We start from the raw sequence: 26,219 nt of genomic DNA, 5'->3' as shown, positions 1-26,219 counted from the left end.
GGTCATCGTTCCGGGTGCAGGGCGGACATCCACATTCGTCCTGCTCACTTGTTCCGCCAGCCGCCGCTTCTCCGCATGTCCACGCCCGCCACATCCCACCCACGCACCGCCGTCATCACCGGCGGAGCGGGGGATTTGGCGCAGGCCATTGCCGCAGAGCTTCAGTGTGCAGGCTTCACTGTCCTCGCTCCCGGACGTGCTGCGATGGATGTGACCTGTGCCGATTCCGTGCGCGCCTTCTTCGCCACACTGACTGGTCTTGATTTACTCATCAACAACGCTGGCGTCTGTTGTGACGCCTCTACGCTCAAGATGTCCGAGGCCGATTTCGACCACGTCGTGAATGTGAACCTGAAGGGCGCGTTTTTCACCACGCAGGCCGCCGTAAAGCTCATGTCCCGGCAGCGCCACGGCCACATCATCAATATCGGTTCCTACTCTGCCCTCAGCGGCCCCGCTGGACAGGCGAACTACGCTGCAGCCAAAGCAGGGCTCATCGGCCTGACGCAGAGCACTGCAAAGGAATACGGCCCACGAAACATCCGCGCCAACTGCATCCTGCCCGGCTTTCTGGACACCAAGATGACTCGCCACCTGATAGAAGACGCCGCGAGGAAGGATGATCTCCTCGGTTCTCACGTCCTCGGCCGCCTCAACAGCCCTCAGGATGCCGCTCGCTTCATCGCCTTTCTCCAAAGCATGGAAAATGTGAGCGGGCAGGTCTTCCAGCTCGACAGCCGCATTCGGCGCTGGAGTTGAATCTCGGCGGGCAGGGGCTTTAAAAAGCCGCTACTCTGTCGCTGCACTCTGTTCCTCCCAGCGTGCCAGCAGCCACAGCACATCGGAGAGTCGGTTTAAAAAACGGATCAGCTCTGCATTCGGTGCCTCGTCAGGGGTGCCTAGCAGGTCGATGACATTGCGCTCAGCACGTCGGCAGGCTACGCGGGCCAGGTCGGCATAGGCGCCGCTCATCACACCTGCTTCTCCAGGCAGGGCCCAGCCTTTAAACTTCAGGGCACCACCGGCTTCCAGATTCGCCACCCATTCATCCAGCCACAGCACATGCTTGGAGGAGATGTGCTCTGGGTGCGTGGCTACATAACGGGCCTCTTCTCCTGGAGGGGTGGCAAGTTCTCCCATCAGCTCGATGAGCCATCGCTGCACCTGCGGCACGATCTCCCGCGTCTCTGCACGCAGTGCCGCGATGCGCAGCGGACCCAGTGCGGCGTTCAGCTCATCCACCGCACCCAGCGCATGAACTCGCGGGTGGGACTTGGTCAGTCGGCATCCAAACAGCAAATCGGTCTGGCCTTGGTCTCCTTTGCGGGTGGCGATGGACATGGTAGGAAAATTAATGACGTGAAGCGGCAACTCTGGATGACGAATGCCAGAGCGCAAAGGATGCCTCAAGATGCAGCGAGCGGACTACTCGTTATTCAGCACGCTCTGGGTGGGCGGCTCCTGTATGGCAGTCGGTGGTGCTGGAGTGTCTGTGGGTTGGGTATCTGTGCCATCTTTCCGATGTGCTCGCACGATCCACCCAAAAAGCAGCGCCAGCAGCAAGGCTGCGGCGATGCGTGTGGAGCGCGTGTTCAGCATGGCTCGGTAGCGGGGCGTCAGGTGTGGCTAGGAGCAGGGCGCAGGTTCAGGCATCGCCGGACTGGCGGCGCTTCAGCTCATTGCTGCTGTGTTCCAGCTTGCGCTGCTCCTCCGGTGTCAGGCTGTCCTTGCCGTAGCGGCTGATCTTGTCCAGCAGCGGGTTCACATCCTCTTCCATTAGCTCTTCCAGGGTTTTTTGCGGGCGTCGTCTTGGTAGAGGCACAGTGTCCACATCCAGCTCGGAGGGTGGTCTTGAGGCGGTGGAGCGTGCCATCGCGGGCTTGCGCTGTTGCTGCTGGTAAGGCACCGGCTGCCACTGGCTGGCATACGACATCGGGCGGCTGCCATAGCCCAGGCTGCGGGCATAAAACCATCCCAGCGCCGCGCCACCCAGATGGGCAAAATACGCGATCTTCATGCCCTCCGGCAGCACATGGAAAAGCACGCTCGCCAGTCCAAACACCAGCTGCAGGATGAAGAGCCCCTTGGCCAGCGTCCACAAACGGATCTGGATGGGAATGATGAAATAGATGAAAGCCGTGATTTTTTCTCCCGGTTGACGCACCGCCAGCGCCATCAGCAGGCCAAAGTCAGAGGCCGAAGCCCCGATCAGCGTCGTGCTGGTGTCTCCCTCCAGCAGCCCGTTCACCGCCATCTCCGCCGCCGCCCCGGCGATGCCGGAGACCAGGTAGATCATGGTAAAGTGAAAGCTGCCAAAGAGCTGCTGCACCCCGCGCCCGGCAAACCACAGCAGCATCATGTTCAGCATGAAGTGGCCCACACCGCCGTGCACAAACATGTAGCTGAAGAGCGTCCACACATTCCCGTGCGCCAGCTCGTCCAGGCTCACACCGCCGATCGGCATGGCCGCGCCGGTCATCGGGTCCCGCATCCAGCCGGTCTCGAAGACATACTGCAGTACAAACACCGCGATGTTGATGCCCAGGATCACATGAAACGCTGTGGGACCCGAGGCCGTACGGCTCTCAGAGCCGGGGGCATCTTCACGCATGTAGTCTCGGTCATACAGGGACATGTCCTCCAATGTGCCTTCTACGCGCTCGCTGTGCGAGGTTTTTTTCTCGTTCGCGATGACAAGCCCGCACCATGCTGTTACGCTGCCGGCGTGCAGTATGAAATCGTCCTCTGAATCCCTGCTAGACGCCGTCTCCCAGAGCGGAGCCCACGATGCCGCAGACCTGCTGGAGCGGGCCTCCGGGGAGGACGCCGCCCGCGTGCTGCAGCAGCTCAACCCCATGGTGGCCCAGCAGGTGCTGGAGGAGATGCAGGAGCAGCCGCGCACCGCGGCCCTCACCTTTGTGCCTGTGCAGAAGGCCCGCCAGTGGGAGAAAAACCGCGAGTATCCGGAGGACAGCATTGGCTGGCTCATGGAGGCGCCCGTGGCCGTCTTCCGTCCTGACGCCACCGCGCGGGACACCATCGAGGAGGTGCGCAGCCTCAGCAAAAAGGCCTTCGTCACCTACGGCTACATCACGGACGAAGCCGGTCACCTCAAAGGCCTCCTCGTCATGCGTGATCTCATGCTCGCAGCACCGGAGGCGCGGCTGGAGGACATCATGATCCGGGAGCCTTTCACCCTGGACCCCGCCATGGAGCTAACCGAGGCCATGCGCGTCGTCGTGAACAAGCACTACCCCGTCTATCCCGTGTGTGATCAGGGCGGCATCCTGCTGGGCCTCGTGCGCGGCCAGGCGCTCTTTGAGGCGCGCGCCATCGAGATCAGCGCGCAGGTCGGCTCCATGGTCGGTGTGGAAAAGGAGGAGCGCCTCTCCACGCCACTGCTGCGCAGCCTGCGCTTCCGCCACCCCTGGCTGCAGATCAATCTCGTCACCTGCTTCGTCGCAGCCGCTGTGGTGGGTGTGTTTCAGGGCACGCTGGACCGCATGGTGCTGCTGGCCGTCTTTCTCCCCGTGCTGGCGGGCCAGTCTGGAAATACCGGCTGCCAGGCCCTGGCCGTGGCGCTGCGTGGTATGACGCTCGGAGACCTGAAGCCCGGAGAGGAGCGCCAGCTCGTGCTCAAGGAAGGGCTCCTCGGCCTGCTCAATGGCATGCTGGTCGGCATCTCCGCAGGCATCGGCATGTGGGCCTATGCACGCTACAATGCCAATCCCCACGCCCTCACGCTGGCGGGTGTGGTGTGGCTGGCCATGACCTCCAGCTGTGTGGTCAGCGGCCTCAGCGGCGCGCTCATCCCGCTGCTGCTGCGAAAACTGGGCACCGACCCCGCCACCGCCTCCAGCATCTTCCTCACCACCGCCACGGATGTCATCAGCATGGGCACCTTCCTTGGTCTGGCCACGCTGCTCGTGCCATGATCATCTGGGGCAGGGAGCAGTGGCGCGCACGCATGCAGGCCCATGCGGCGCGTGTGGAGGCGCTGGCAGACGCCTTTGTGGACCGCCGCAGCCGCGGCACCAAGCACCCCGTGCACGATTTCCTCTTCACTTACTACAGCTTTGCCCCGGCACGGCTCAAGCAGTGGGTGCCGCCAGCAGGCGTCGGCCTTGAATGCACGGCGGAAGATCTCGCCTCATACCCCTGGCTGCAGGGCGACCGCTTTGTGCAGGCAAACGGGCTGCTGCATCTCGACACACGTCGCTTTACCCTGCGTGAGGCGGACTTTGCCTCCTGGGTGGCCACGCTCTGCGCGCGCATCCTTGGCAGGGCAGGGCGCTTCTCCTGCTACGGTCTGCACGAGTGGGCCATGGTGTACCGCCAGAGTGCGGACGAAGTGAGGCATCAGGGCTATGAGCTGCGCCTGCCGCCGGATGAGCTCGCCGCCTTTGTCAATTCACTGACCGTGTGCTGCTCCCACTACGACGCCTACCGCTTCTTCACGCCGGAGGCGCGTCCGCTCAATGTGCTGAACCCCACGCTCGAAACCCGTCCGGATTTTGAGCAGGGCGCCTGCCTGCACGCCAACATGGACCTCTACAAATGGTCCTCCAAGCTCTGGCCCTGGACTGGCTCTGACCTCATCGGCGAATGCTTTGAGCTGGCCATGCGCGGGCGAGATCTCGACATGCGCGCCAGTCCCTATGATCTCGCGGCGCTCGGCTACGAAGCGCTTAAAATTGAAAATCCCGAAGGCCGCGCGCAGTATGAGCGCGAGCAGCGCGCACTGGCGCAGCAAGCGGTCGAGCTGCGACGCAGGCTGCAGTCCGTGTGCCTCACGCTCTCAGAGCTTGCCATCTCCCATACGCCGGCCCACCTCCTCGCACAGGCCGATGAAGGTGCGCTCCGGCAGGTTCAGCGGGCGGTTCTTTAGGGCTGAGACGATCCAGCGCCTTTTGAGCTTGGACTTCGGCAGCGGCAGCGCGATCAGCTGCCCCGCCTCGATCTCTCCACGCGCAATCCACTGCGCCGCGATCGCCACGCCGATCCCCAGCTTGGCCAGCTCCACCGCCGCATCTGAGCTGCCCAGCTCGATGAAGGAGTTCAGCCGGACGCCGTTCTTCAAAAAGTACTCCTGGATCATGGCAAAGTTCAGGCTGTTGCGGCTGGCTACGATGAAGGTCTCGTTGGCCGCGTCCTTCAGCTTCGGCTTGTTCTGCGCCCAGCGGTGCAGGGGTGAGACGAGAAACTCCAGCTCGTCATCAAAGATGGCGTGGCAGTTCATGCGGGACACATCCATCGGTCGCAGGCTCACTGCCAGATCCACCTCGTTGTTCACCAGCCGGTCGATCGTGTCCGGCGTCTCTCCGCACGTGACCTTGATCTCATAAAGAGGAAAAGACTCCTTAAACTCCCGCAGCACCGTGGGCAGAATGAACTGCGCCGCCGCCGTGGTGCAGCCTATGCGAAGCCGCCCGCGCGGCGTCTGGTCCAGCGTGCCGAGAACGGAGCGCGCATGGCTCATGGACTGCAGGATGGATTCTGCATGCGGCAGCAGCTCGCGCCCGGCATGCGTGAGGTGCACACGCTTGCCCTGCCGGTGGAAAAGAGTGCTGCCCAGATCCGTCTCCAGGGACTTGATGGCATGGCTGACGGCGCTCTGTGTCAGGTGCAGCTCGCGGCCGGTCTGGGTGAAGCTGCCGCTGCGCGCCAGGCGAACAAAGGCGCGGAGCTGTCGGGTGTCGATGGCTTGATCCATGAATGAAATTCATACATCGATTGAAAAAGTTTGCGCGTTGTTTATGCGGGAAATATCGCTTCTGGTCCTGAGGCTGCTGATATGTTCGGGCATGCCGAAGCTCACCCAGATCGAAAAGCCTGCTGTCTCCGCCTCCTATAAGCCGGTCCGCATCGGGTTCATCCCGCTTGTGGATTGCGCGCCTCTCCTGGTGGCGAGGCACCTGGATCTCTTCGGCAAACACGGCGCCCGGGTGGAGCTGAGCTGCGAAGTCGGCTGGGCTACCGTCCGCGAAAAGCTCCTCTACGGCCAGCTGGATGCCGCACACGCCATTGCCGGCCTGGCGCTCGCCCTGCGCCTCGGGCTCAGCTCACCGCCTTGCCGCGTGGTGGCCCCATTTGTCTTCAATCTTCATGGCAATGCCATCACTCTCAGCCGCGATCTTTGGAACCGCGGCGTGCGCGATGCCGCCAGCCTGAAAAAACTCATCCGCAGCACCTTCAGCCGCCGCTTCACCTTTGCCATGGTGTCGCGTTACGCCTCCCACTGCTTCCTGCTGCGCCAGTGGTTGCAGTCGGGCGGCATTGATGTGGAGAAGGACGTGCGCATCGTCGCCCTTCCGCCCACTCAGATGACCTCCAGCCTCGCCGAGGGGCTCATCGACGGTTACTGCGTTGGCGAGCCATGGAACTCCTACGCCGTGGAGCAGGGTATCGGCTGGATCGCCGCCACCAGCGCGCAGCTCGTACCAGAGCATCCTGAAAAGGTGCTGCTTACAACCGAGCAGTTTGTCACCACACACTCTGCGGAGGTGGAGGCCGTCATCAGCGCCTTGAAGGAGGCTTGCCAGTTTTGCGATCTGCGGGAGAACCGCCCCGAGGTCGTCCGCATTCTGGCCGGCAGCGGCTACTTCTCCGTCAGTGAAAAAATCCTCAAGCGCTCTCTCATCGGCCCGCTGGACCTCGGCACCGAGAAGTCCGTGGATGTGACCGACTTCCACATCTTCCACCGTCGGGATGCCAACACACCGGTGAGTGATCGCGGCCGCTGGCTGCTCGATCAGTTCATCGCCCACGGCCTCATTACCAGCGCCCAGTACGCCGCAGGCGGCACCGCAATGCGGGAGGCCTGGACTGCCGATCTCTCTTTCCCTCAAGCCAAAGCCGCCGCCAGCAACAAAACCAGCAAACGCATCCAGCAACTCAAAGCATGAATCCATCCGCTACGCACACTCGTCGCTCCCTCCTCCGCTCCGGCGCCACCGCCGGTCTCGGCGCCCTCTTCTCCGGCCTGCCTCAGGGCTGGGTGGGCTCAGCCTACGCTTCCGCCGCCCCAGAAACCACCGACCTGAAGTTCGGCATGATCGCCCTCACCGACTGCTCCAGCATCGTGGTGGCGCATGAAAAGGGTCTCTTCAAAAAATACGGTATCAACTCCACCGTCAGCAAAGGTGCTAGCTGGGCCGCCATCCGCGACTCCCTCACCAATGGCGACATCCAGGCCACGCACATGCTCCTCGGCATGCCCATCGCCAGCACCATGGGTCTGGGCGGCGCTCCGAAGAAACCGATGATCGTGCCGTGGATCGTCAACCGTAATGGCCAGGCCATTACCCTTTCCAACACCTTCAAAGGCAAGGTGGCTGATGACCCCAAGGCATTGAAGCCTTTCGTCGATGAAGCCAAGGCCAAGGGAAATCCGCTCACCTTTGCCATGACCTTCCCGCCGGGAACGCATGCCATGTGGCTGCGCTACTACCTTGCCGCCGGCGGCATCAACCCTGGAGACGCCGCCGGTGCCGGTGCGGACATCTCCCTCATCACCGTGCCGCCTCCCCAGATGGTGGCCAACATGAAGGTCGGCAAGATGGACGGCTTCTGCGTGGGCGAGCCCTGGAATGCCAAGACCATCGCCGACGAGATCGGCTACACCTCCATAGCCACTCAGGGTATCTGGAAGGATCACCCGGAAAAAGTCTGCGCCTTCACCGAGGAGTTTGCCGCAAAAAATCCCAAGACCGTCAAGGCCGTGCTCAAGGCCCTGCATGAGGCCAGCGTCTGGCTCGACAAGATGGAAAACCGCGAGGAGCAGGCAAAAATCGTCAGCGCTGCGACCTACATCAACTGCCCGCCCGAGGCCATCCTCGGCCGTCTGCAGGGCAAGTACAACATGGGAGACGGCCGCAAGTACAAGGACCCGAACTACATGATCTTCAGCGATCGCAACTGCAACTACCCGCAGGCCAAGTACGCCAAGTGGTGGCTCACGCAGCTCCGCCGCTGGGGTTTTGTGGACACCGCCCCTGATTACGAAGGCGTGGCAAAGCAGGTCATGCGCTCGGATATCTACGAGGAGGCTATGAAGGAGATCGGCTACACCCACGGTGGTGCCGATGACAAGCCGGAAACCCTTTTCGACGGCGTCACCTTTGATCCAAAGGCCGACCTGGAAGCCTACGCCGCGTCCTTTGCGGTCAAAACCCTCAAAGCCTGATAACCCCAAACCGCATAGCCGTATTATGCACCTGATCCAACGCTTCAAGCTCGAATCCATCCTTTTGCCGGTGGCAGCAATATTAGTTTGTGGGCTTTTCTGGTATTTGATTGCCGGAAAATCCATCACGACTGAAAAAGTGGATGAATTTGGCGACAAGGTTAAAGTCACCAAACGCGAAGGTCTCTCGGCAGACCTGCCCACGCCCGGGGAGACCTGGACGGCCAGCAGGCTCTACATCACCGAGCCCTTTGCGAAACGTGGAGAGCTGGATCAGGGCATACTGCGGTTCACCTGGATGTCACTCGTGCTCGTGGCGGAGGGGTATTTCATCGCCCTGGTCATTGGCACGCCCATCGGCTTCTTCCTCGGCCTCTCAAAGAAGTTCACCCAGGCGTTTGATCCGCTCATCCAGGTGCTGCGGCCCGTTTCACCGCTGGCCTGGCTGCCGCTGGGCATGATCCTCTTCAGCGGGATCAAGTTCGTCAACTCCGACGGCCGCACCACCTTTGGTGCCTCAGATGCCGCCGCTCTGTTCACCATCGCCATCTGCGCCATGTGGCCCACCGTCATGAACACCGCCGTGGGGGTGCGTGCCGTGCCGCAGGATTACCTCAATGTGGCCAAGGTGCTGAAACTCTCCAAATCCCGCACGCTGTGGAAGGTGCTCGTGCCGGCCACACTGCCCTACATGTTCACCGGCTTCCGCCTCAGCCTCGGCATCGCCTGGCTCGTCATCGTGGCTGTGGAGATGCTCACCGGCCGCCCTGGTGTCGGCGGCTTCCTCTGGCAGCAGTACAATGCCAACAGCTACGCCCACATCATTCTCTGCATCCTCACCATCGGCGTCGTCGGCTACGTCCTCGACCGTCTTATGAGCGTGGTCGAATCCCGCTTCAAAACCGCATAAAACCTTCAACCGATACCGATATGCCGCTTATCGAAATCAAAGGTGCCTCAAAGGGCTATGGAGGGAAAGGATCAAGGTCTGAGATCCTCAAGGACATCAACCTCTCCATTGAACAAGGCGAGTTCGTTGTCATCGTCGGTTACTCCGGCTCTGGCAAGTCCACGCTGATCAATCTCATCTCCGGTCTGGTGAAACCCGACTCCGGCGTGGCGACGATCGCCGGTGAAACCATCACCGGTCCGGGCCCGGATCGCGGGCTGGTCTTCCAAAACTACTCGCTGCTGCCATGGCTCACCGTGGAGGAAAACATCGCTCTGGCGGTAGATGAAGTCTTCAAAGACTGGACGCCCGAGCAGCGCAAGGAGCACGTGAACAAATTCATCACCATGGTGAAGCTGGGCCACGCCTCCCACAAGCTGCCCAAGGAGCTCTCCGGCGGCATGCGCCAGCGCGTCTCTGTGGCGCGCACGCTGGCCATGAACCCCAAGGTGCTCCTGCTGGACGAGCCCCTCAGCGCGCTCGATGCCCTCACCCGCGCGCAGATTCAGGATGAGATCAGCGAGATCTGGCGTGAAAACCTCACCACCGTGCTCTGGATCACCAATGATCCGGACGAGGCGCTGCTGCTGGCGGACCGCGTCATTCCGCTGCTGCCCACCGCACCCGCCACGCTCGGAGAGCCCATCCTCGTCGATCTCGAGCGTCCGCGTGACCGCCGCACGCTCAATCATGATCCCAAATTCAAAAAGCTCCGCTCGCAGCTCATCGGTACGCTGCTGGACGCCAAAGGCCGCAACAAAGTCAAATCTGCTGTGCACGTCACTCTTCCAGACATTCTGCCGGAGGATCTTACCACCGTGAACTCCCTGCAGTTCCTCAACCGCTCCGGTCCCAAACGCCGCGGAGACAACAAGCGTGAAGAAGTGGAGGTGGCAGCATGAGCTCAACACTCCCCATGCTCGAACTGGATCGTCTGTGGAAGACCTACGACAGCCCCAAGGGGCCGCTGACGATCGTCAAAAACTTCAATCTCAAGCTCAAGGAGGGTGAGTTTGCCGCCCTCATCGGCCACAGCGGCTGCGGCAAAAGCACCGTGCTCATGATGGTGGCCGGGCTGAGTGATCTCAGCCAGGGAAACATGATCCTGGCCGGACGCGAGGCCGCCGGACCCGGCCCGGACCGCGGCATCGTCTTCCAGTCTCCCTGCCTGCTGCCGTGGATGACGGCTTTTGAGAACGTCATGCTCGGGGTGAACCAGGTGTATTTCACCGCCAGCAAATCCGAGCGCCGCCAGATGGCCGAGTACTATCTCACCATCGTCGGTCTCGGGGAGGCCATGCACAAATACCCCGGGGAGCTCTCCCAGGGCATGCGCCAGCGTGTGGGCATCGCCCGTGCCTTTGCCCTGCAGCCCAAGATGCTGCTGCTGGACGAGCCCTTTGGCATGCTCGACTCACTCACCCGCTACGAACTGCAGGAGGTGCTGCTCGATCTCTGGCGGCGCAACCGCATCACCACCCTCATGGTGACTCATGACGTGGACGAGGCCATCTTTCTCTCCGACCGCGTCATCATGATGACGGACGGCCCCGAGGCCGAGGTGGGGGACATCCTGCAGATCCCCTTTGAGCGCCCGCGCAACCGCCGGGAGATCATGGAGGATCCCCGCTACTACGAGCTGCGGGAGCACCTCATCACCTACCTGAACGACCGCTCCCACATCCGCCCCAGCCGTGACCCGCAGTTTGTCCCCTCGCCGGACATGGCCGCGGAGCTCGCCACCCACGGCACCCCTTTCCCTGCCGCCGCCTAGCCGAAACGACAACGCCTGCATATCCGCCTGCAGGCACCACGTGCACATACCATAAAATAACATACACACAATCCATCACCCGACTCCCCATGAAAAGGCTCGTCCCGTTCCTTCTGGCCGCCGTCTCGGCCGCGTCTTCCCAGACTCCCGCGCCCAAGACCGCCGCCCCGGCTCCTGTGCCGGGCTTCACCCTCGCTCCTCCGCCTCCGACGTATGCCCCCATGAAGATGGGGAACTTCACCTTCGATGTGCAGGAGAAAATGCGCTACGAAATCCGTGACAACAACTTCGACTTTAACAGCGCCGTCAACAGCGTGCAGGACGCCGCCTGGCTGCTCCAGCGCTTTCGCCTTGGCGTCGGGTATGACATCAATCCCTGGATCAAGCTCTACGTGCAGGGCCAGGATGTCCGCGAGATCGGCGGAGACCGTGGCCACACGATTGGCGTGAATGGCGCTGAAGGGGACGACATCTTCGACGTCCTCAAGGCCTACATCCAGATCGGAAATGCCAAGAAGGGCTTCAGCTCCACACTGGGCCGCCAGTTCCTGGCCTTTGGAGATCAGCGTCTCATCGGACCTCTGGAGTGGGCGAATCAGGCGCGCACCTTTGACGCCTTCAAGTTTCGCTACACCGCCACCAAGTGGTCTGTGGACGCCTTCACCGCCAGCCCGGTGAATTTTACTAACTACCAGTGGAACAAGTCCGATCTGCTCAACCAAGCGGACCACCGCAATGCCTTCCTCAGCGGGGTTTACTTCAGCACGTTGTTTGTGCCTTTCAACACCACCACGGACTTCTACGCCCTGCATTACCGGGATGACGGCCAGGCCACCTTTGGCACACCCATCGGCGCGACCAGCTTTGTCACTCTGGGCACTCTCTGGAAGGGGGATCCCAAGAAGCTGAGGGGCTTTGACTATGAAACAGAGATGGACTTCCAAACCGGCAAGGTGGGCGGACGCTCGCTGACCGCGTATGCAGGCCACTGGGCGGTCGGCTACAACTGGCTCAAATCCCCCTGGAAGCCACGCTTTGGCCTGCAGTTCAACTATGCCAGCGGAGACGGCGACCCGAATGACAAGAAGGTGGGCACCTTTCAGAATCTCTTTCCCACCAACCACCTCTTCTACGGCTACATGGACACCACCGGCTGGATGAACATGTACAACCCCCAGGTGAACTTCAGCTTCATGCCCACCGCCAAGATGAAGGTGATGCTGGACTACCACCTCTACTGGAATGCCAACAACGCCGACGCCTGGTATCGTGCCAATGGCACCACCAAGGTGCGCCCCGTCAACACCGCCGCCATGAATGCCAGCAGCTTCCGCGGCCAGGAGCTGGACTTCACCGTCAGCTACAAGCTCAACCCGCACGTGAACATTCTCACGGGTTACAGCTACTTCATCGCCGGAGACTACCTCAAGCAGACCGGTGCCGGCAGCAACGCCCAGTTTGGCTACGTGCAGATGCAGATTGACTTCTGATCTCACCACGCCTCCCAGCCATCCTCCGCACGGGCTTCAGCGGTGGATGGCTGGATTTATGCATGAACGAAATTGATGGATTATATAAAAAACATTCAAACCGTTATTTAACTGTCGTGTCGATTTTGGCACGCCTGAGGCTCATGAGAAAGACACCGCCAACCAACGCCCCCTCATGAAACTTTCCACTCTCAAGACCTCAGGCCACTGGCCCACGCTGCTCACCTCATTCCTCTACTTTGACGTCAGCTTCATGGTGTGGACCATCCTCGGCGCGCTCGGCGCGCAGATCGGCACCACGCTGGGCCTCCCCCCCCAGCAGAAGGGGCTCATGGTGGCCGTGCCCTATCTCTCGGGTGCCTTCATCCGCATCCTGCTCGGCATGCTGGTGGACCGCATCGGGGCCAAGAACACCGGCATCATCGCCCAGCTCATCGTCATCGCGGGCATGACCACCGCCTGGCTCACCGGCCTGCATCAGTTCTCCCACACGCTCATGCTCGGTGTGGTGCTCGGCGTGGCCGGCGCCAGCTTTGCCGTGGCGTTGCCGCAGGCGGGCCGCTGGTACCCGCCGCACATGCAGGGCCTGGTGCTCGGCCTGGCCGGCGCGGGAAATGTGGGCGTCGTCATTGATGCGATCATGGCTCCGCGCCTCGCCGTCATCTACGGCTGGAATGCGGTCTTTGGCCTTGCGCTCATTCCGCTGGTGCTCGTGCTGGCCTGCTACATCATCTTTTCCAAGGAGGCGCAGGTGCAGGTGAAAAAGAAGCGCCTCGTGGACTACGCCCATCTGCTCAAGGAAAAAGACGCGCACTGGTTCTGCTTCTTCTACACCATCAGCTTCGGCGGTTTCTCCGGCCTGGCTGCCTCCCTCATCATTTACTTCACCTCCGAGTTTCACCTCGCCCCGGTCGAGGCCGGCACCTGGGCGGCCATGTGCACGCTGGTCGGTGCGCTGGGCAGGCCGGTGGGTGGTGCGCTGGCAGACCGCCTCGGCGGCATCCGCGCGCTGCATGTGTTCTTCCTGGCTGCCGCGCTGGCGCTGGTGCTCGCGGCCTTTGCAGGCACGCTGCCGCTCTGCGCGCTGGGCTTCTTTCTGGCCTCCTGCGCCTTTGGCATGGCCAATGGATCCGTCTTCCAGCTGCTGCCGCAGCGCTTTGCCAAGGACATCGGCGTCATGACCGGCCTTGTCGGCTGCGGTGGCGGTCTCGGAGGCTTCATGCTCGCCAGCTCGCTGGGATATTCCAAAGGGCTCACCGGCAGCTACCTCGCCGGGCTGCTCGCCTTTGCCACGCTGTGCGTGCTGGCGCTCATCGGGCTGAATCTGGTGAAGATCCGCTGGCGCACCACCTGGGGCGCACTCTCCGAGGCCCGCATCTGATTTTCTGCATTCATCAAACGCCGCCGCCATGAAAATTCTCACCACCAGCCACGGGATCGCGCGAGAGGAGGGCACTCCCTCCTCGGACGCCTTCGCGCTGCGTGCGTGGGACGAAACCGTGATCGCCGTGCTGAGCGATGGCGCAGGCAGCGGCGCACCCGCACGCGAGGCCGCGCAGCGTGCCGTCAGCTCGCTCATCGAGCACTACAGCGCACGCCCGCGCTCCTGGTCGCCGCGCCAGGCGCTCACCACTTTTGCCCGCATTCTCAATCAGTCGCTCTATCAGGAGTCCCAGGTGCGCTATGAGCGCACGGAGATGGTGGCCACGCTGGCTGCTGTGGTCATCGAGGGGGACACGCTGCACGGCATCAATCTCGGAGACTCCGCCGTGTATCTCTGGCGCAATGGCGGCCTGCACACGCTCTCCACGCCGCATGTGGAAAAGGAGCGCACGAATGTGCTCACGCGAGCGCTCGGCATGCAGGCGGAGGTGGAGCCCGCATGCTTCACCCTCACTCTGCAGGATGGCGATGTGGCCATGCTCTGCTCCGACGGTGTCTCCAATCACATCTCCGAGCACGATCTCACCACCGCGCTCTCCCAGCACTGCTCCGCACGCAGCATCGTGCTCGCCGCACGCCAGCAGGCCAAAGACGAGACGCTCGATGACATGAGCGCCCTTGTGCTGGACATCCAGCAGACCGGCCGCTTGCGCGCCATGAATGCACGCTCCCTCAGCATCCCTGCTACCTTGAACAAGGGCGATGTCATCGACGGCTACGAACTCATCCGCTCCTTCCACGGCACCAGCCGCGTATGGCTCGCAGAGAAAGACGGCCACCGTGTCGTCATGAAGTTTGCACCCGTGGAGGCCATCGACAGCGCCCCGCACCTGGAGGCTTTTTCGCATGAAGTGTGGAACGCCACCCGCGCGCAGTCCTCCCACTTTGTGCGTGCCTATGAGCCGCCCGCACTCACCACGCGCTGCTATCTCATGGAGTTTGTGGATGCGCCCAGCCTCGCCGCTGTGCTGCGGGAGCGCGTACTCTCGGTGGACTCCGCCATCGCGCTGGGAAAATTTCTCGCCGAGGCCGCGCAGGTGCTGCTGCGCCTGGATCTCGCGCATGGCGACATCAAGCCCGAGAATATCCTCTGCATCGGTGACTACACACGCCTCACCTTCAAGCTTGTCGACCTCGGCAGCGCCGCCGCCATCTTCTCCGTCTCCTCCCGTGCAGGCACCGCCAGCTATCTGGCACCAGAGCGCTTTCATGAGGCCCCTATCAGCGAGCGCACGGAGGTCTTCGCCATCGGTGTCACATTATACCAGGCTCTTGCTGGACGCCTGCCTTACGGCCAGATCGAGCGCTTTCAGACGCCCGTTTTCCATCCTGCGCGGAGGCTTTCCAGGATCAATCCCAACATCCCCTCGTGGCTGGAGGCCGTCATCCATCGCGCCATCGCCATCCAGCCGCAGCGCCGCTACCAGCACTACTCCGAGCTGCTGCACGATCTCTGCCACCCCGACCGTGTGCAGCCCTTTCATGAGGCCGACACGCCCCTCATCGAGCGCAACCCGCTCGTCTTCTACAAGATCGGATTCTTCATCCTGCTGCTCACCACGCTCTGCCTCGCCTTCAAGCTCCTCACGCTGAAGTGACGTCGCCCCCGCCGCCTTTCCCTACCCCCGCCGCCGCCATGTCCACCGTTCCTATCATACCTGAAAACGCACCCTTCTCCGTCGAGCAGAGAGCCTGGCTCAATGGCTTCCTCGCCGGTGTGCTCAATCGCGGTCCCGCAGCCGCGCTCACGTCGCCCTCGCAGGCGGCATCCATCCCGCTCCTCATCGCCTTCGGCAGCCAGAGCGGCAATGCGGAAAGTTTGGCCAAGCGGCTGGCCAGGGAAGCATCGGGTCGGGGCTTCGCAGCGCGCGCTGCGGGCCTCGACTCGCTGCAACCCGCCGATCTCATCAAGGACAAGAACGTCCTCCTCATCACCAGCACCTGGGGGGAGGGGGACATGCCGGACAATGCTGTCTCCTTCTGGGACAGCATCAACCAAAACGGCAGCAGCCCGAAATTTGACGGCGTGCAGTACAGTGTGCTCGCCCTGGGAGACAAAAACTACGGAGACACCTTCTGCCTCGCTGGCAGGAAGCTCGACGCACGCCTCGCCGAGCTGGGCGCACGCCGCATTGCTGATCGAGTCGACTGCGATGTGGAGTTTGACACCCTCGCCAAGCAGTGGAGCAGCAGCGCCTTCACCGCACTCAGCGGCTCCACCGCCGCACCCGTCGCTGACACCGCCGTCGAAGAAGAAACCGGCTGGAGCAAAAAGAATCCTTTCCCCGCAAAGCTGATCGACAACACCCCGCTGAACACTCGCGGCAGCAGCAAGGACACACGCCACATCGCTCTCTCCCTCACCGGCAGTGGCCTCAGCTACGAGGTGGGAGACGCCCTCGGCGTCTTCGTTCAAAACTGCCCCGACGTGGTGGACACCATCCTCGCCGCGCATAAGCTCGATCCCCAGGCCGAGGTGCCGCTGCCGGATGGTGGCACCGCCGCGCTGCGTGCGGCGCTCATCGCGCATTACGAGATCCGCCAGCTCTATGGAAAGCCAGCCGCGCAGACCGGCATGGCCCCCGCCGCCTTTGTGGCGGACCTGCGCAAGCTCCAGCCACGTCTCTACTCCATCGCTTCCAGCATCAAGGCGCATGCGGATGAGGTGCAACTCTGCGTAGGCGCCGTGCGCTACAGCACGGACGGCGTGCATCACAAAGGCGTGGCCTCCACCTTCCTGGCCGACCGCCTCCCCCTCGGAGAGACCACCGGCATCTACTTCCATGCGGCCAATCACTTCCGCCTGCCCGCAGACAGCACCAAGCCCGTCATCATGGTAGGTCCTGGCACCGGCATCGCCCCTTTCCGCGCCTTCCTGGAAGAGCGCGAAGCCACCAAAGCCCCCGGTAAAAACTGGCTCTTCTTTGGCGACCAGAAGCGCGCCTCCGACTTCCTTTACCAAGATCAGGTCATCGGCTGGGTGCAGAGCGGCCACCTCACACGGCTGGACACCGCCTTCAGCCGCGATCAGGAGGAGAAGATCTACGTGCAGACCCGCATGCTGCAGGCGGCCAATGAGCTCTGGCAGTGGCTGGAGGAGGGCGCGCACTTCTACGTGTGCGGAGACGCCAAGCGCATGGCCAAGGACGTGGATGACGCCCTGCACACCATCATTCAAACCGCAGGCGGCAAATCCGCCGAAGAAGCTTCCGCTTACGTGAACCAGATGAAAAAGGAGAAACGCTATGCCCGCGATGTCTATTGAACCACCCGCCCTCGCGCCCTCCACCTCCGCCGATTTCACCGGCGAGCAAAAGCGCTACCTCGAAGGCTTCTTTGCCGGCATCGCCGCCGGCGGGGTCTCCTTCGGAGATCTTTCCGCCGCACCTGTGGCCGCCGCGCCTGCAGGCCCCTCTCTTGATGACCTCACCAAGGAGGAGCGCATCAAGCGCGAACTCCACCCCTTTGACGCCATCGAGCAGCTCGTCATGGACGCGCGCTGGAATGCCAAGCCCGAGCCCGAATCCGTCTTCCGCTACAAGTGGAACGGCCTCTTCTGGCTCAATCCGGTGAAGGACGGCTATATGTGCCGTCTGCGCATTCCCGGCGGCATCGTGAAAAGCTACCAGCTCCGCGAGCTGGCCGCCATCGCACGTGAGCTCACCACCGGATACATCCAGATCACCACGCGGAACAATTTTCAAATCCGCCTCATCGAGCCGAAAAACTGCCCCGAGGTGCTCCGCCGCATTCAGGGCTGCGGCCTCCACTCCAAAGGTGCTGGCGCGGACAACATCCGCAACATCACCATGAACCCCTGCGCGGGCTATGATCCGCATGAGCTCATCGACGTGCGCCCGCTCGTCAATGAACTGGCCACGCTCATCATCGCTTCCAAGGAGTTCTACGATCTGCCGCGCAAGTTCAACATCGCCTACGACGGCGGTGGGCTGATCTCCGCCGTGGAAGACACCAACGACATCGGCGCCAGCGCCGTGCGCATCACGGAAAACTCCGAGGGCATCGAGCCCGGCGTGTACTTCCGCATCGCCCTCGGCGGCGTCACCGGTCATCAGACCTTTGCCAGCGACTGGGGCGTGATCGTCAAGCCCGAGCAGCTCAATGATGTCATGGTGGCCCTGCTGCGCGTCTTCATCCAGTTCGGTGACCGCACCAACCGCAAAAAGGCACGCTTCAAATACGTCGTGGAGGACAAGGGCCTCGATGGCGTGCTGGTGGAGACGGAGAAGTTCCTGAAGTTCAAGCTCACCCGCCTTGCCCCGGACGCCGCCTGCCAGGCAAAGCGCGAGTTCTCCCAGCAGGGGCACTCCCACGTGGGCACCTACCCGCAGAAGCAGGAGGGGCTCGTTTACGTCGGCGCCAGCGTGCCGGTGGGGCAGCTCACGGCACGGCAGCTCGATCGCATCGCCGATCTCGCAGACAGCTACGGCTCCGGCGAAGTGCGCCTCACCGTCTGGCAGAATTTCATCATTCCGAACGTCAAGGCCACCTACGCCGCCACGGTGGCGAAGTCGCTCAAGAAGCTCGGCTTCCCCACGGAGCAGTCCAATCTCAAAAGCGGCTTCGTGGCCTGCACCGGAAACAAGTACTGCAAGTTTGCCGCCAGCGACACCAAGGGCCACGCCATCGCCATGATGGAGTACCTGGACAAGCGTGTGAAGCTCGACCGCCCGGTGAACATTCACTTCACCGGCTGCGCCCACTCCTGCGCCCAGCACTTCATGGGTGATATCGGCCTGCTCGGCACCAAGGTGAAATCCGAGAGCGGAGAAGGCTACCATATCACAGTAGGCGGTGGTTTCGGCGAAAACCGCAAGATCGGCCGTCAGATCTTCAGCGGCGTGGCCTTTGAATCCCTGGGCACCACGCTGGAGGCCATGCTCAAAGGCTATCTGGCGCAGCGCAGCGAAGGGGAGTCCTTCCACGCCTTCTGCAACCGGCACACGGTGGGCCAGCTTCAGGAGGTGTTTAACTGCTAAGCCATGATTCGCGACATGGAGCGCTCAATCTCAGCCGGAGGCTCCGGCGTCAGCATCATTGACGCCGCGCTCCGCGAGCAGCAGACGCTCCGCACCCCCGTCGCTCTCTTCTCCGAAGAATACGACTCCCGCTCCGTACGGGAGCGCTTCACGCACCTGATCCCGCTGAGCAAGCCGCAGTCGGGAGAGCAGTATGCCTTTGAGGTGAATCTCGACGCCTGCACCGGCTGCAAGGCCTGCGTGGCCGCCTGTCATTCCCTCAATGGACTGGATGAAGGCGAAAGCTGGCGGGACATGGGCCTGCTCGTGGGGACGCGAAAGCAGCCTTATCTGCAGACCGTCACCACCGCCTGCCATCACTGCGCCGACCCCGCCTGCGCAGAGGGCTGCCCCGTGCTGGCCTATGACAAAGACAGCACCACCGGCATCGTTCGTCATCTGGACGACCAATGCATCGGCTGCAGCTACTGCATTTTGAAATGCCCCTATGATGTGCCGAAGTTCAATCTCAAGCGCGGCATCGTGCGCAAATGCGACATGTGCCAGGGCCGCCTCGCTGAAGGAGAGGCCCCCGCATGCGTGCAGTCCTGCCCGAATGAAGCCATCAAGATCAAAGTCGTGAAGCTCGATGCTGTGCCAGATCATGGTAGAATGATCGCGGGCGCGTTTGATTCCAGCTACACACGCCCCACCACCACCTATGTCTCCACGCAGCCGGTGCCGTCCGCCGCACAGGCAGCCGACGCCGGGCGGCTGGACCTGGATCACGGTCATCACGATCCCCTCGCATGGATGCTCGTGCTCACGCAGATGAGCGCCGGAGCCTTCACCTTCTGCGCCGCGGCCATGTGGCTGCACTGGCTCACACTCCAGCAGGCTGCCGTCACCAGCGCCTTCGCACTCGTGGCGGGACTGGCTGGCGTGGGCCTCAGCACGCTGCATCTCGGCCAGCCGCTGAAAGCCTGGCGCGCTTTCCTTGGCTGGCGCAGGTCATGGCTCTCGCGAGAGATTATGGCTTTTGGTGCGCTGCCCGCAGGCGGCATGACCATTGCTGCCACCTGGTGGCTCGGAAACATCGAGTGGATGCGCCTCGCCGTCACCGGTACTGCTTTCGCCGCTTTGCTGGCCGTGTGGTGCTCCGTGATGGTCTATGTGGACACACGCAGGCCGTTCTGGTCACTGAAAAATGTGAGCGTCAAATTCATCGGCACCACGCTGCTGCTGGGTGCTGGATTGTGCGCTGCTGTGTGGCATTGGGCCGGCATCAGTGCCGCCACTTGGGCCATGGCGCTGGTCCTGCTCTTCCGCTGGACTCTGTCCCTGTGGGAGATCTCCTCCTACCGTCGTGCGCTGGCGAATGAATCCTGCCTCTGGCACAAATCCGCGCGCATCATGCAGCGGCATCTTTCCCGGCGCATTGAGGCACGCGGCCTGCTGCTCATCGCCACAGGCCTGCTCATACCGGTGACCATCGCCGGTGGTGCCGCAGCCCACTGGATGTTCACCCTCTCTCTGCTGCTCACCTTTGGCAGCCAGCTCATCGAGAGGCTTTATTTCTTCACCGCCGCCGCAGGCTCTAAAATGCCAGGAAACTGACCATGATGAAACTGCCCGCCATGACCTTGCGCGAGTGGGATGGCCCGCTCACCGCCGATCTTGTGCGCGAGCCCGCGCGCTTCGGGCTCGGTCAGGTGCCCGCGCATCTGCTGCCAGACGCCGCTACAAAAGCCGTCTGCGGTTTCTGCTCCACCGGCTGCGGATTGAAGGTGCATCTCAAAGACGGCACTGCGGTCAATCTCACCCCGGACCCCGACTATCCTGTCAACATCGGCACCGCCTGCCCCAAAGGCTGGGAGGCGCTCAGCGTGCTCGATGCGCCCGACCGCGCCCGCATGCCACTGTTGCATGGGAGAGAGGTGGACTGGGACACCGCACTCCGTTATTTCTGCGATCAGATGCGCACCGTGCTGGACAAGCACGGCCCCGAAGCCGCCGCCTTCATCAGCACCGGGCAGATCATGTTTGAGGAGATGGCCTACCTTGGCGCGCTGGCCAAGTTTGGCATGGGCATGATCCATGGCGATGGCAACACTCGCCAGTGCATGGCCACTGCCGTCACCGCCTACAAGGAGAGCTTCGGCTTTGATGCGCCGCCATTCACCTACGCGGACTTTGAGGAGAGCGACGTGCTCGTCTTCATCGGGGCCAATCCCTGCATCGCCCATCCCATCATGTGGCAGCGTGTGCTGCGCAACAAGCGCAACCCGCAGATCATCGTCGTCGATCCCCGTGCCACGGAGACGGCCATGGCCGCCACGCAGCATTATGCCATCAAACCTAAAAGCGACCTCGCCCTCCTTTACGGCATCGCCCATCTCATCATTCGCGACGGTGGAGTGGACACCTCCTTTGTCGAGCAGCACACCACAGGCTTTGATGAGTTTCAAAAATTCCTCGCCGACTTTCATCCCGCACGCGTCTCGCAGGAGACGGGCATTAGCGTGCATCGCCTTGTGCATTTCTCGCAGACCATCATCCACGGCACGCCGCGCGTCTCCTTCTGGTGGACGATGGGGGTGAACCAGGGGCATCAGGCCACACGCACCGCCCAGGCCATCATCAATCTGGCATTGATGACCGGAAACATCGGCAAGCCCGGCACCGGGGCCAACTCCATCACCGGGCAGTGCAATGCCATGGGATCGCGCCTCTTCTCCAACACCACAAATCTGCTGGGAGGTCACGACTTCCGCAATCCGCGCCATCGTGAAAAAGTCGCCACTGCCACAGGCATTCCCGTGGAGCGCATACCCGACTGCCCCAGCCTGGCGTATGACCAGATCCTCAAGGCCGCCGATGAAGGCACGGTGAAAGCCCTGTGGTTTGTGGCCACCAATCCGAGCCACTCGTGGATCGACCAGAACGAGATCAACCGCATCCTCGACAAGCTCGACTTCATCGTCGTGCAGGACATGTACTGCAGCACCGAGACGGCGAAGCGCGCCCACCTCGTGCTGCCCGCAGCAGGCTGGGGGGAAAAGGACGGCTGCTTTATCAACAGCGAGCGCCGCATCGGCTACAGCCCCAAGGTGCGTCGCGCTCCCGGTCAGGCGCTCGCAGACTTCCACATCTTCCGCCTCATCGCCCACTATTGGGGCTGCGAAGATCTCTTCCGCGCCTGGAGCACCCCGGAGTCTGTCTTTCGCGTGCTGCAGCGCTGCACCGAGGGCCAGCCCTGCGACATCTCTGGTATCTCCGGCCATGAGATGGTGCATAAATCCGGTGGTGTGCAGTGGCCGCTCAGCAAGGATGACGCCGCCAAGTTCAAGGCCACCACCTGGAAGGAGCGCCGCTTGTTTGAGGATGGGAAGTTTTACACGCCCGACAAACGCGCCAGGTTCGTCTTCGAGGCTCCGCAGCCCATCCCCGAGCAGCGCAGCACGGAGTATCCGCTCGTGCTCATCACCGGCCGTGGCACCAGCGCGCAGTGGCACACTGAGACGCGCACACGGAAGTCCGCCGTGCTGGCCAAGATGATGCCGCAGGAGCTTATGCTGGATCTCCATCCTCAGGATGCCGATGCGCTCGGCATTCGCGATGGCATGCAGGTGCGTGTCATTTCCAAGCGCGCCGAACTCACCGCCAAAGCCCGCCTCACCACCTGCGTGCGGCCGGGAGAGGTGTTCCTGCCCATGCACGATCCGCGCGTGAACCAGCTCACGCATGCGTCGTTTGATCCGCATAGTCGCCAGCCCAGCTACAAGCACTCGGCGGTGCGGGTGGAAAAGTAGCCCAGTTGCGCTGCAACTGGTCCGGAAAAACCTCAGTTGCGGCGCAACTAAGCAACTATGATGAGCTACCCACCCTTCCCACGCTTTTCAGCACCAGCGTCGGCTTTCCATCTTCGCGTGCTTGAGCGAGATCCACGCTGAACTCCGCCTGCCAGTCGTTCAGCTCCTCGGGATCGATCAGCACCTGGCACACGCGCCAGGTTTTCTGGTCCTCGCTCGGTTCCACGTAGGTGTGCCTTCCGTTGCGGGCTTCGTTGTCCAGGCGGATGCGCTCGTGCTCGGCGTAGTACGGGTCCATCATCGCAGCCAGAGCATCGGCGTTCACGCCACCTGTCACGGTGGCTGCGGCGGCGGCGTAGTTCTCCAGAGAAAGAGGACGCAGGAAGCGGAAGATCTCCGTGCGGATGAGCGCGGTGAACTCTCGTTTGTTGCGCGTGATGTCCGGTGCCTCCTCACGTTTTTCCACCACCTCGTCCGGCTTGAAGTTCGGGTCGCGCATGCGCTCCCATTCATCCAGCAGGCTGGAGTCGGTGCCGCGCAGCACGCCGGCCAGCCAGGCCTCCATCTCCTGCACGGGCTCGTTTTTAAAATTCTCCGGCACCGTCTGCGCCAGCACCTTGTGCACGCTGGAAAGGTGGCGCAGCAGCACGCCCTCGGCGCGGTGCAGCTCGTAGTCGTTGATGTAGTCGCTGAAGCTGCGGAAGTTCTCAAACATCTCCCGCGCGATGCTCTTGGGCCGGATGTTCTCCTGGCCGATCCACGGGTGCACCTCGCTGAACGCGTTGAAGGTGCTGTAGATGAAGTCGCGGCAGGGCTTCGGATACTCCAGCTCCTCCAGCCGCGCGATGCGCTCCTCATACGGCACGCCTTCATTCTTCATCGTCGTCATGGCCTCGGTCTTCACCTGATCGAGCTGCTTGCGCAGGATGATGTCAGGGTTTTCCAAAATGGCCTCGCACAGCGTCAGCACATCCGCCGCGTAAGTGGGCGAGGCGGGATCAATCAGCGCCAGCGTGTCGATGAGATACAGGGAGAGCGTGTAGTTGAGCGAGAAATCCTCCTGCAGCTCCACATTCAGCTGCAGCTTGGTGCCCTGTGCATCGCGTTGCTTCGGCGGAATGATCCCGATGATCTTGCGCTGCACCAGCGCGCGGAAAAGCTCCCACGCGCGCTTCTCGTGCTGCTTCCTCGCATTCGTCGTTTCATGCGAGTCCGCAATGAGCTGCCGCATGGCTGCGCAGGCATCCCCCTTGCGGCTCAGCACCTGCAGCAGCATGCCATGGGAAACCTGAAAGCGTGAGGCCAGCGGCTCCGGCGCAGCGTTTTGCAGCTTTTTGTAGGTGTCCTCGTTCCAGCCCACAAAGCCCTCCGGCGCTTTTTTCTTCACCATCTTGCGCAGCTTCTTCACATCGCCTGCGGCCTTGGCCTCCATCTTCGCATTCTCGATCACATGCTCAGGCGCCTGGCACACGACGTAGCCCACATCGTCATAGCCGCGCCGTCCTGCACGTCCGGTGATCTGGTGAAAATCCCGCGCACTCAGCGTGGCCACCTTCTCGCCGCCGTACTTGCTCAGCCGCGTCAGCAGCACGGTGCGGATGGGCACGTTCACACCCACGCCCAGCGTGTCCGTGCCGCAGATGACCTTCAGCAGCCCGCGCTGCGCCAGCTTCTCCACCAGCACGCGATACTTTGGCAGTAGCCCCGCGTGGTGGATGCCCACGCCGTGGCTCAGGTACTTCTTCACCTCCTTGCCGTAAGGGCTCGTGAACTTGGACCCCACCAGCGCCTCCTTGATCGCGGCCTTCTCCGCCGTGCTGCAAAAGTTCAGGCTCATCAGATCCTGCGCCGCCTGCGCGGCCTCGTTCTGCGTGAAGTGCACCAGGTACACCGGTGCCTTGTTTGCCGCCACCAGCTCCTGCAGCGTCACATCTACGGATGTCTGCGCGTAGCTAAACTCCAGCGGCACCGGCCGTTCATAAGCTGCCACCACGGTCGTCTCGGCCTTCGTCAACGTGCTGAGCTTCTCTTTGAAAAAATCAGAGCCGCCCATTGTGGCGGACATCAGCAGAAAGCGCGCGTTGCTCATCGTCAGCAAAGGCACCTGCCAGGCCACGCCACGCTCGCGGTCCGAGTAGTAGTGGAATTCATCCATGATCACCTCGCGGAAGGGCGCATTAGCTCCGTCGCGCAGGGCGTAGTTCGCCAGAATCTCCGCCGTGCAGCAGAGGATGGGCGCGCTGCGGTTCACCGTGGCATCGCCAGTGGCCATGCCCACATTCTCAGGGCCAAAGTCGCGGCACAGGGAGAGAAACTTTTCATTCACCAGCGCCTTGATCGGGCAGGTGTACACTGACCGCCGCCCCCGCGCCAGAGAGCGGAAATGCAGCGCCAGCGCCACCAGCGATTTGCCCGATCCCGTGGGCGTGTTCAGGATCACATTGCGATCATCAAACAGCTCCAGCACCGCCTCTTCCTGCGCGGGGTACAGCTCCAGATTCTTCTCCGCCACGTAGTCCAGAAACGCCGCCAGCAGTTCGTCATTGGAGCAGTCGGTGGATTTCGGCAGTCGGCGCAGCAGCGGGTGGTCGGTCATTCGACATCACCCATAAAGGAGTCCCGTGTCACCGCAACTGGGCAGCATCAAAACGGCGGCGGGCCAAATCCCGGAGGCCCTGGCGGGCGCATGCCGCCCGGTCCGCCGCGACGGCCACGTCCTGGAGGGCCAAAGCCACCACCCGGAGGGCCGCGACGGGCAAAACTGGCGTCCGGCGTGCCGGCAAACTGGCGTGGCACATACGGGTAGGCATCTGTCAGCACGTAGTAGTAGGTGCCTTGGGGAAACTCAGGCGTCACTCCGTAGCGTCCGTTGCTGGCATCCAGGTCGCCTTTGCCCTCCACGTATTCGTAGTCCTGCACAAAGGCGCCGTCATACTTGCCGCCGGGAGATCCAGCCGGGCGCGTGCCCGCTTTCACCCCATAGCTGGGCACCATCTTTTTCACCGGACTCTCCGCATTCATCGCCTCGCTGTAGGCATAGGGGCCGTAGATGGGGAAGCCGTCCGCCGCCCAGCCGACGAGCACCATTTTCTTCTGATCGCCCGCCAGCTTTTCGATCAGTCCGTTCGGGATGCCGTGGTAATGGTACGCTCCATTAGGCTGCACATGCGCATTGCTGGAGTCCAGCCCCAGATCGATGGCTCCGCCATGCGGCTCGTACTGCCAGGCCGGATCGCCCTGCCACCACTCCGCGGCAAAGGGGTCAAACACGACGCCATTCACCCCGATGCCAAAGGGCTGCATGCGGTACGGCACCGGCTTCTCCGTCAGCTTCGGGTGCAGCGGCACCTTGTAGTCATAGCTCTGCGGCCCGATCACGTTCGGGTTGTGCCGGTTCGGAAACTGTCCCGGCGCGTGGTCTGGGATGCCATTAGCCTGAATGCGCCGGTACTCTCCGTCGGTGGAGATCTTTACCTCATTGGGTGGCAGCTGTGACGAGGCCGCCAGACAGACAGACACGAGGGCGGTGCAGCCTGCCCTCAGCAGCAGGGTAGGGGAGGCATGGGTTCGGGAGAGTCGCATGTTGT

Annotated in this window: 21 protein-coding genes; 15 read left to right on the top strand and 6 right to left on the bottom strand. The window is 62.3% G+C overall.

Annotated elements, in window-relative coordinates; all coding sequences use genetic code 11:
- The first annotated feature begins 75 nt into the window (after positions 1-75).
- Entirely contained in the window at positions 76-759 is a 684-nt protein-coding gene (locus HNQ65_RS06005; protein ID WP_184338590.1) for an SDR family oxidoreductase, read from the top strand.
- 30 nt (positions 760-789) lie between these two features.
- On the opposite strand, the gene HNQ65_RS06000 is transcribed toward HNQ65_RS06005, so the two are convergent.
- The 3 genes from HNQ65_RS06000 to HNQ65_RS05990 form a co-directional block, all read right to left on the bottom strand.
- Positions 790-1,341 (bottom strand): cob(I)yrinic acid a,c-diamide adenosyltransferase, encoded by a 552-nt coding sequence (locus HNQ65_RS06000; RefSeq protein ID WP_184338589.1) that lies wholly within the window; start codon positions 1,339-1,341, stop codon positions 790-792.
- Positions 1,342-1,425: 84 nt separating this feature from the next.
- Positions 1,426-1,599 (bottom strand): hypothetical protein, encoded by a 174-nt coding sequence (locus tag HNQ65_RS05995; RefSeq protein WP_184338588.1) that lies wholly within the window; start codon positions 1,597-1,599, stop codon positions 1,426-1,428.
- Positions 1,600-1,645: 46 nt separating this feature from the next.
- Complete coding sequence (locus HNQ65_RS05990) at positions 1,646-2,635, bottom strand: rhomboid family protein (protein ID WP_184338587.1); 990 nt, start codon at positions 2,633-2,635, stop codon at positions 1,646-1,648.
- 97 nt (positions 2,636-2,732) lie between these two features.
- Here HNQ65_RS05990 and HNQ65_RS05985 point away from each other — a divergent pair, with 97 nt between their 5' ends.
- Positions 2,733-3,935 (top strand): magnesium transporter, encoded by a 1,203-nt coding sequence (locus tag HNQ65_RS05985; RefSeq protein WP_246437714.1) that lies wholly within the window; start codon positions 2,733-2,735, stop codon positions 3,933-3,935.
- Entirely contained in the window at positions 3,932-4,888 is a 957-nt protein-coding gene (locus tag HNQ65_RS05980) for a hypothetical protein (RefSeq protein ID WP_221306052.1), read from the top strand. The genes HNQ65_RS05985 and HNQ65_RS05980 overlap by 4 nt, the downstream gene beginning before the upstream one ends.
- Here HNQ65_RS05980 and HNQ65_RS05975 read toward each other — a convergent pair.
- Positions 4,799-5,713: a LysR family transcriptional regulator gene (locus tag HNQ65_RS05975; protein WP_184338585.1), complete on the bottom strand. Its 915-nt coding sequence runs from the start codon at positions 5,711-5,713 to the stop codon at positions 4,799-4,801. The genes HNQ65_RS05980 and HNQ65_RS05975 overlap by 90 nt on opposite strands.
- 91 nt (positions 5,714-5,804) lie before the next feature.
- Between HNQ65_RS05975 and HNQ65_RS05970 the strand changes: the two genes are divergently transcribed.
- From HNQ65_RS05970 to HNQ65_RS05915, 12 genes are all read left to right on the top strand, one after another.
- Positions 5,805-6,905: a CmpA/NrtA family ABC transporter substrate-binding protein gene (locus HNQ65_RS05970; protein WP_184338584.1), complete on the top strand. Its 1,101-nt coding sequence runs from the start codon at positions 5,805-5,807 to the stop codon at positions 6,903-6,905.
- A complete protein-coding gene (locus HNQ65_RS05965; protein WP_184338583.1) occupies positions 6,902-8,185 on the top strand; it encodes a CmpA/NrtA family ABC transporter substrate-binding protein in 1,284 nt (427 codons plus the stop codon). The genes HNQ65_RS05970 and HNQ65_RS05965 overlap by 4 nt, the downstream gene beginning before the upstream one ends.
- Before the next feature lie 25 nt (positions 8,186-8,210).
- On the top strand, positions 8,211-9,095 hold the full coding sequence (gene ntrB, locus HNQ65_RS05960) for a nitrate ABC transporter permease (protein WP_184338582.1): 885 nt from the start codon (positions 8,211-8,213) through the stop codon (positions 9,093-9,095).
- Positions 9,096-9,115: 20 nt separating this feature from the next.
- The gene (locus tag HNQ65_RS05955) at positions 9,116-10,036 is read left to right on the top strand and encodes an ABC transporter ATP-binding protein (protein WP_184338581.1); all 921 of its coding nucleotides are present in this window, start codon (positions 9,116-9,118) and stop codon (positions 10,034-10,036) included.
- Positions 10,033-10,908 carry an ABC transporter ATP-binding protein gene (locus HNQ65_RS05950; RefSeq protein WP_184338580.1) on the top strand — a complete coding sequence of 292 codons (876 nt, stop codon included), beginning with the start codon at positions 10,033-10,035 and terminating at the stop codon, positions 10,906-10,908. Before HNQ65_RS05955 ends, HNQ65_RS05950 begins: the two co-directional genes overlap by 4 nt.
- 89 nt (positions 10,909-10,997) lie before the next feature.
- Positions 10,998-12,398: an alginate export family protein gene (locus tag HNQ65_RS05945; RefSeq protein ID WP_184338579.1), complete on the top strand. Its 1,401-nt coding sequence runs from the start codon at positions 10,998-11,000 to the stop codon at positions 12,396-12,398.
- A gap of 175 nt (positions 12,399-12,573) precedes the next feature.
- On the top strand, positions 12,574-13,779 hold the full coding sequence (locus tag HNQ65_RS05940; protein WP_184338578.1) for an MFS transporter: 1,206 nt from the start codon (positions 12,574-12,576) through the stop codon (positions 13,777-13,779).
- A gap of 28 nt (positions 13,780-13,807) precedes the next feature.
- Positions 13,808-15,439 carry a bifunctional protein-serine/threonine kinase/phosphatase gene (locus HNQ65_RS05935; protein ID WP_184338577.1) on the top strand — a complete coding sequence of 544 codons (1,632 nt, stop codon included), beginning with the start codon at positions 13,808-13,810 and terminating at the stop codon, positions 15,437-15,439.
- A 38-nt stretch (positions 15,440-15,477) separates the two neighbouring features.
- Positions 15,478-17,106 (top strand): diflavin oxidoreductase, encoded by a 1,629-nt coding sequence (locus tag HNQ65_RS05930; protein ID WP_184338576.1) that lies wholly within the window; start codon positions 15,478-15,480, stop codon positions 17,104-17,106.
- Positions 17,096-18,841 (top strand): NirA family protein, encoded by a 1,746-nt coding sequence (locus tag HNQ65_RS05925; protein ID WP_184338575.1) that lies wholly within the window; start codon positions 17,096-17,098, stop codon positions 18,839-18,841. Before HNQ65_RS05930 ends, HNQ65_RS05925 begins: the two co-directional genes overlap by 11 nt.
- A 15-nt stretch (positions 18,842-18,856) precedes the next feature.
- The gene (locus tag HNQ65_RS05920) at positions 18,857-20,437 is read left to right on the top strand and encodes a DmsC/YnfH family molybdoenzyme membrane anchor subunit (protein WP_184338574.1); all 1,581 of its coding nucleotides are present in this window, start codon (positions 18,857-18,859) and stop codon (positions 20,435-20,437) included.
- Positions 20,438-20,439: 2 nt separating this feature from the next.
- On the top strand, positions 20,440-22,632 hold the full coding sequence (locus HNQ65_RS05915) for a molybdopterin oxidoreductase family protein (RefSeq protein WP_184338573.1): 2,193 nt from the start codon (positions 20,440-20,442) through the stop codon (positions 22,630-22,632).
- A gap of 55 nt (positions 22,633-22,687) precedes the next feature.
- Here the strand turns inward: HNQ65_RS05915 and HNQ65_RS05910 are convergent, their stop codons facing one another.
- Positions 22,688-25,228, bottom strand: coding sequence for a DEAD/DEAH box helicase (locus HNQ65_RS05910; RefSeq protein ID WP_184338572.1), 2,541 nt, complete (start codon positions 25,226-25,228; stop codon positions 22,688-22,690).
- Between the two features lie 47 nt (positions 25,229-25,275).
- Positions 25,276-26,214, bottom strand: a complete 939-nt coding sequence (locus HNQ65_RS05905) for a YHYH protein (protein ID WP_184338571.1) — start codon at positions 26,212-26,214, stop codon at positions 25,276-25,278.
- Positions 26,215-26,219 lie beyond the last annotated feature (5 nt).

Origin of the sequence: Prosthecobacter vanneervenii (genome assembly GCF_014203095.1) — a bacterium.
Classification (GTDB): domain Bacteria; phylum Verrucomicrobiota; class Verrucomicrobiia; order Verrucomicrobiales; family Verrucomicrobiaceae; genus Prosthecobacter; species Prosthecobacter vanneervenii.
This window is presented reverse-complemented; position numbering and strand designations above follow the sequence as displayed.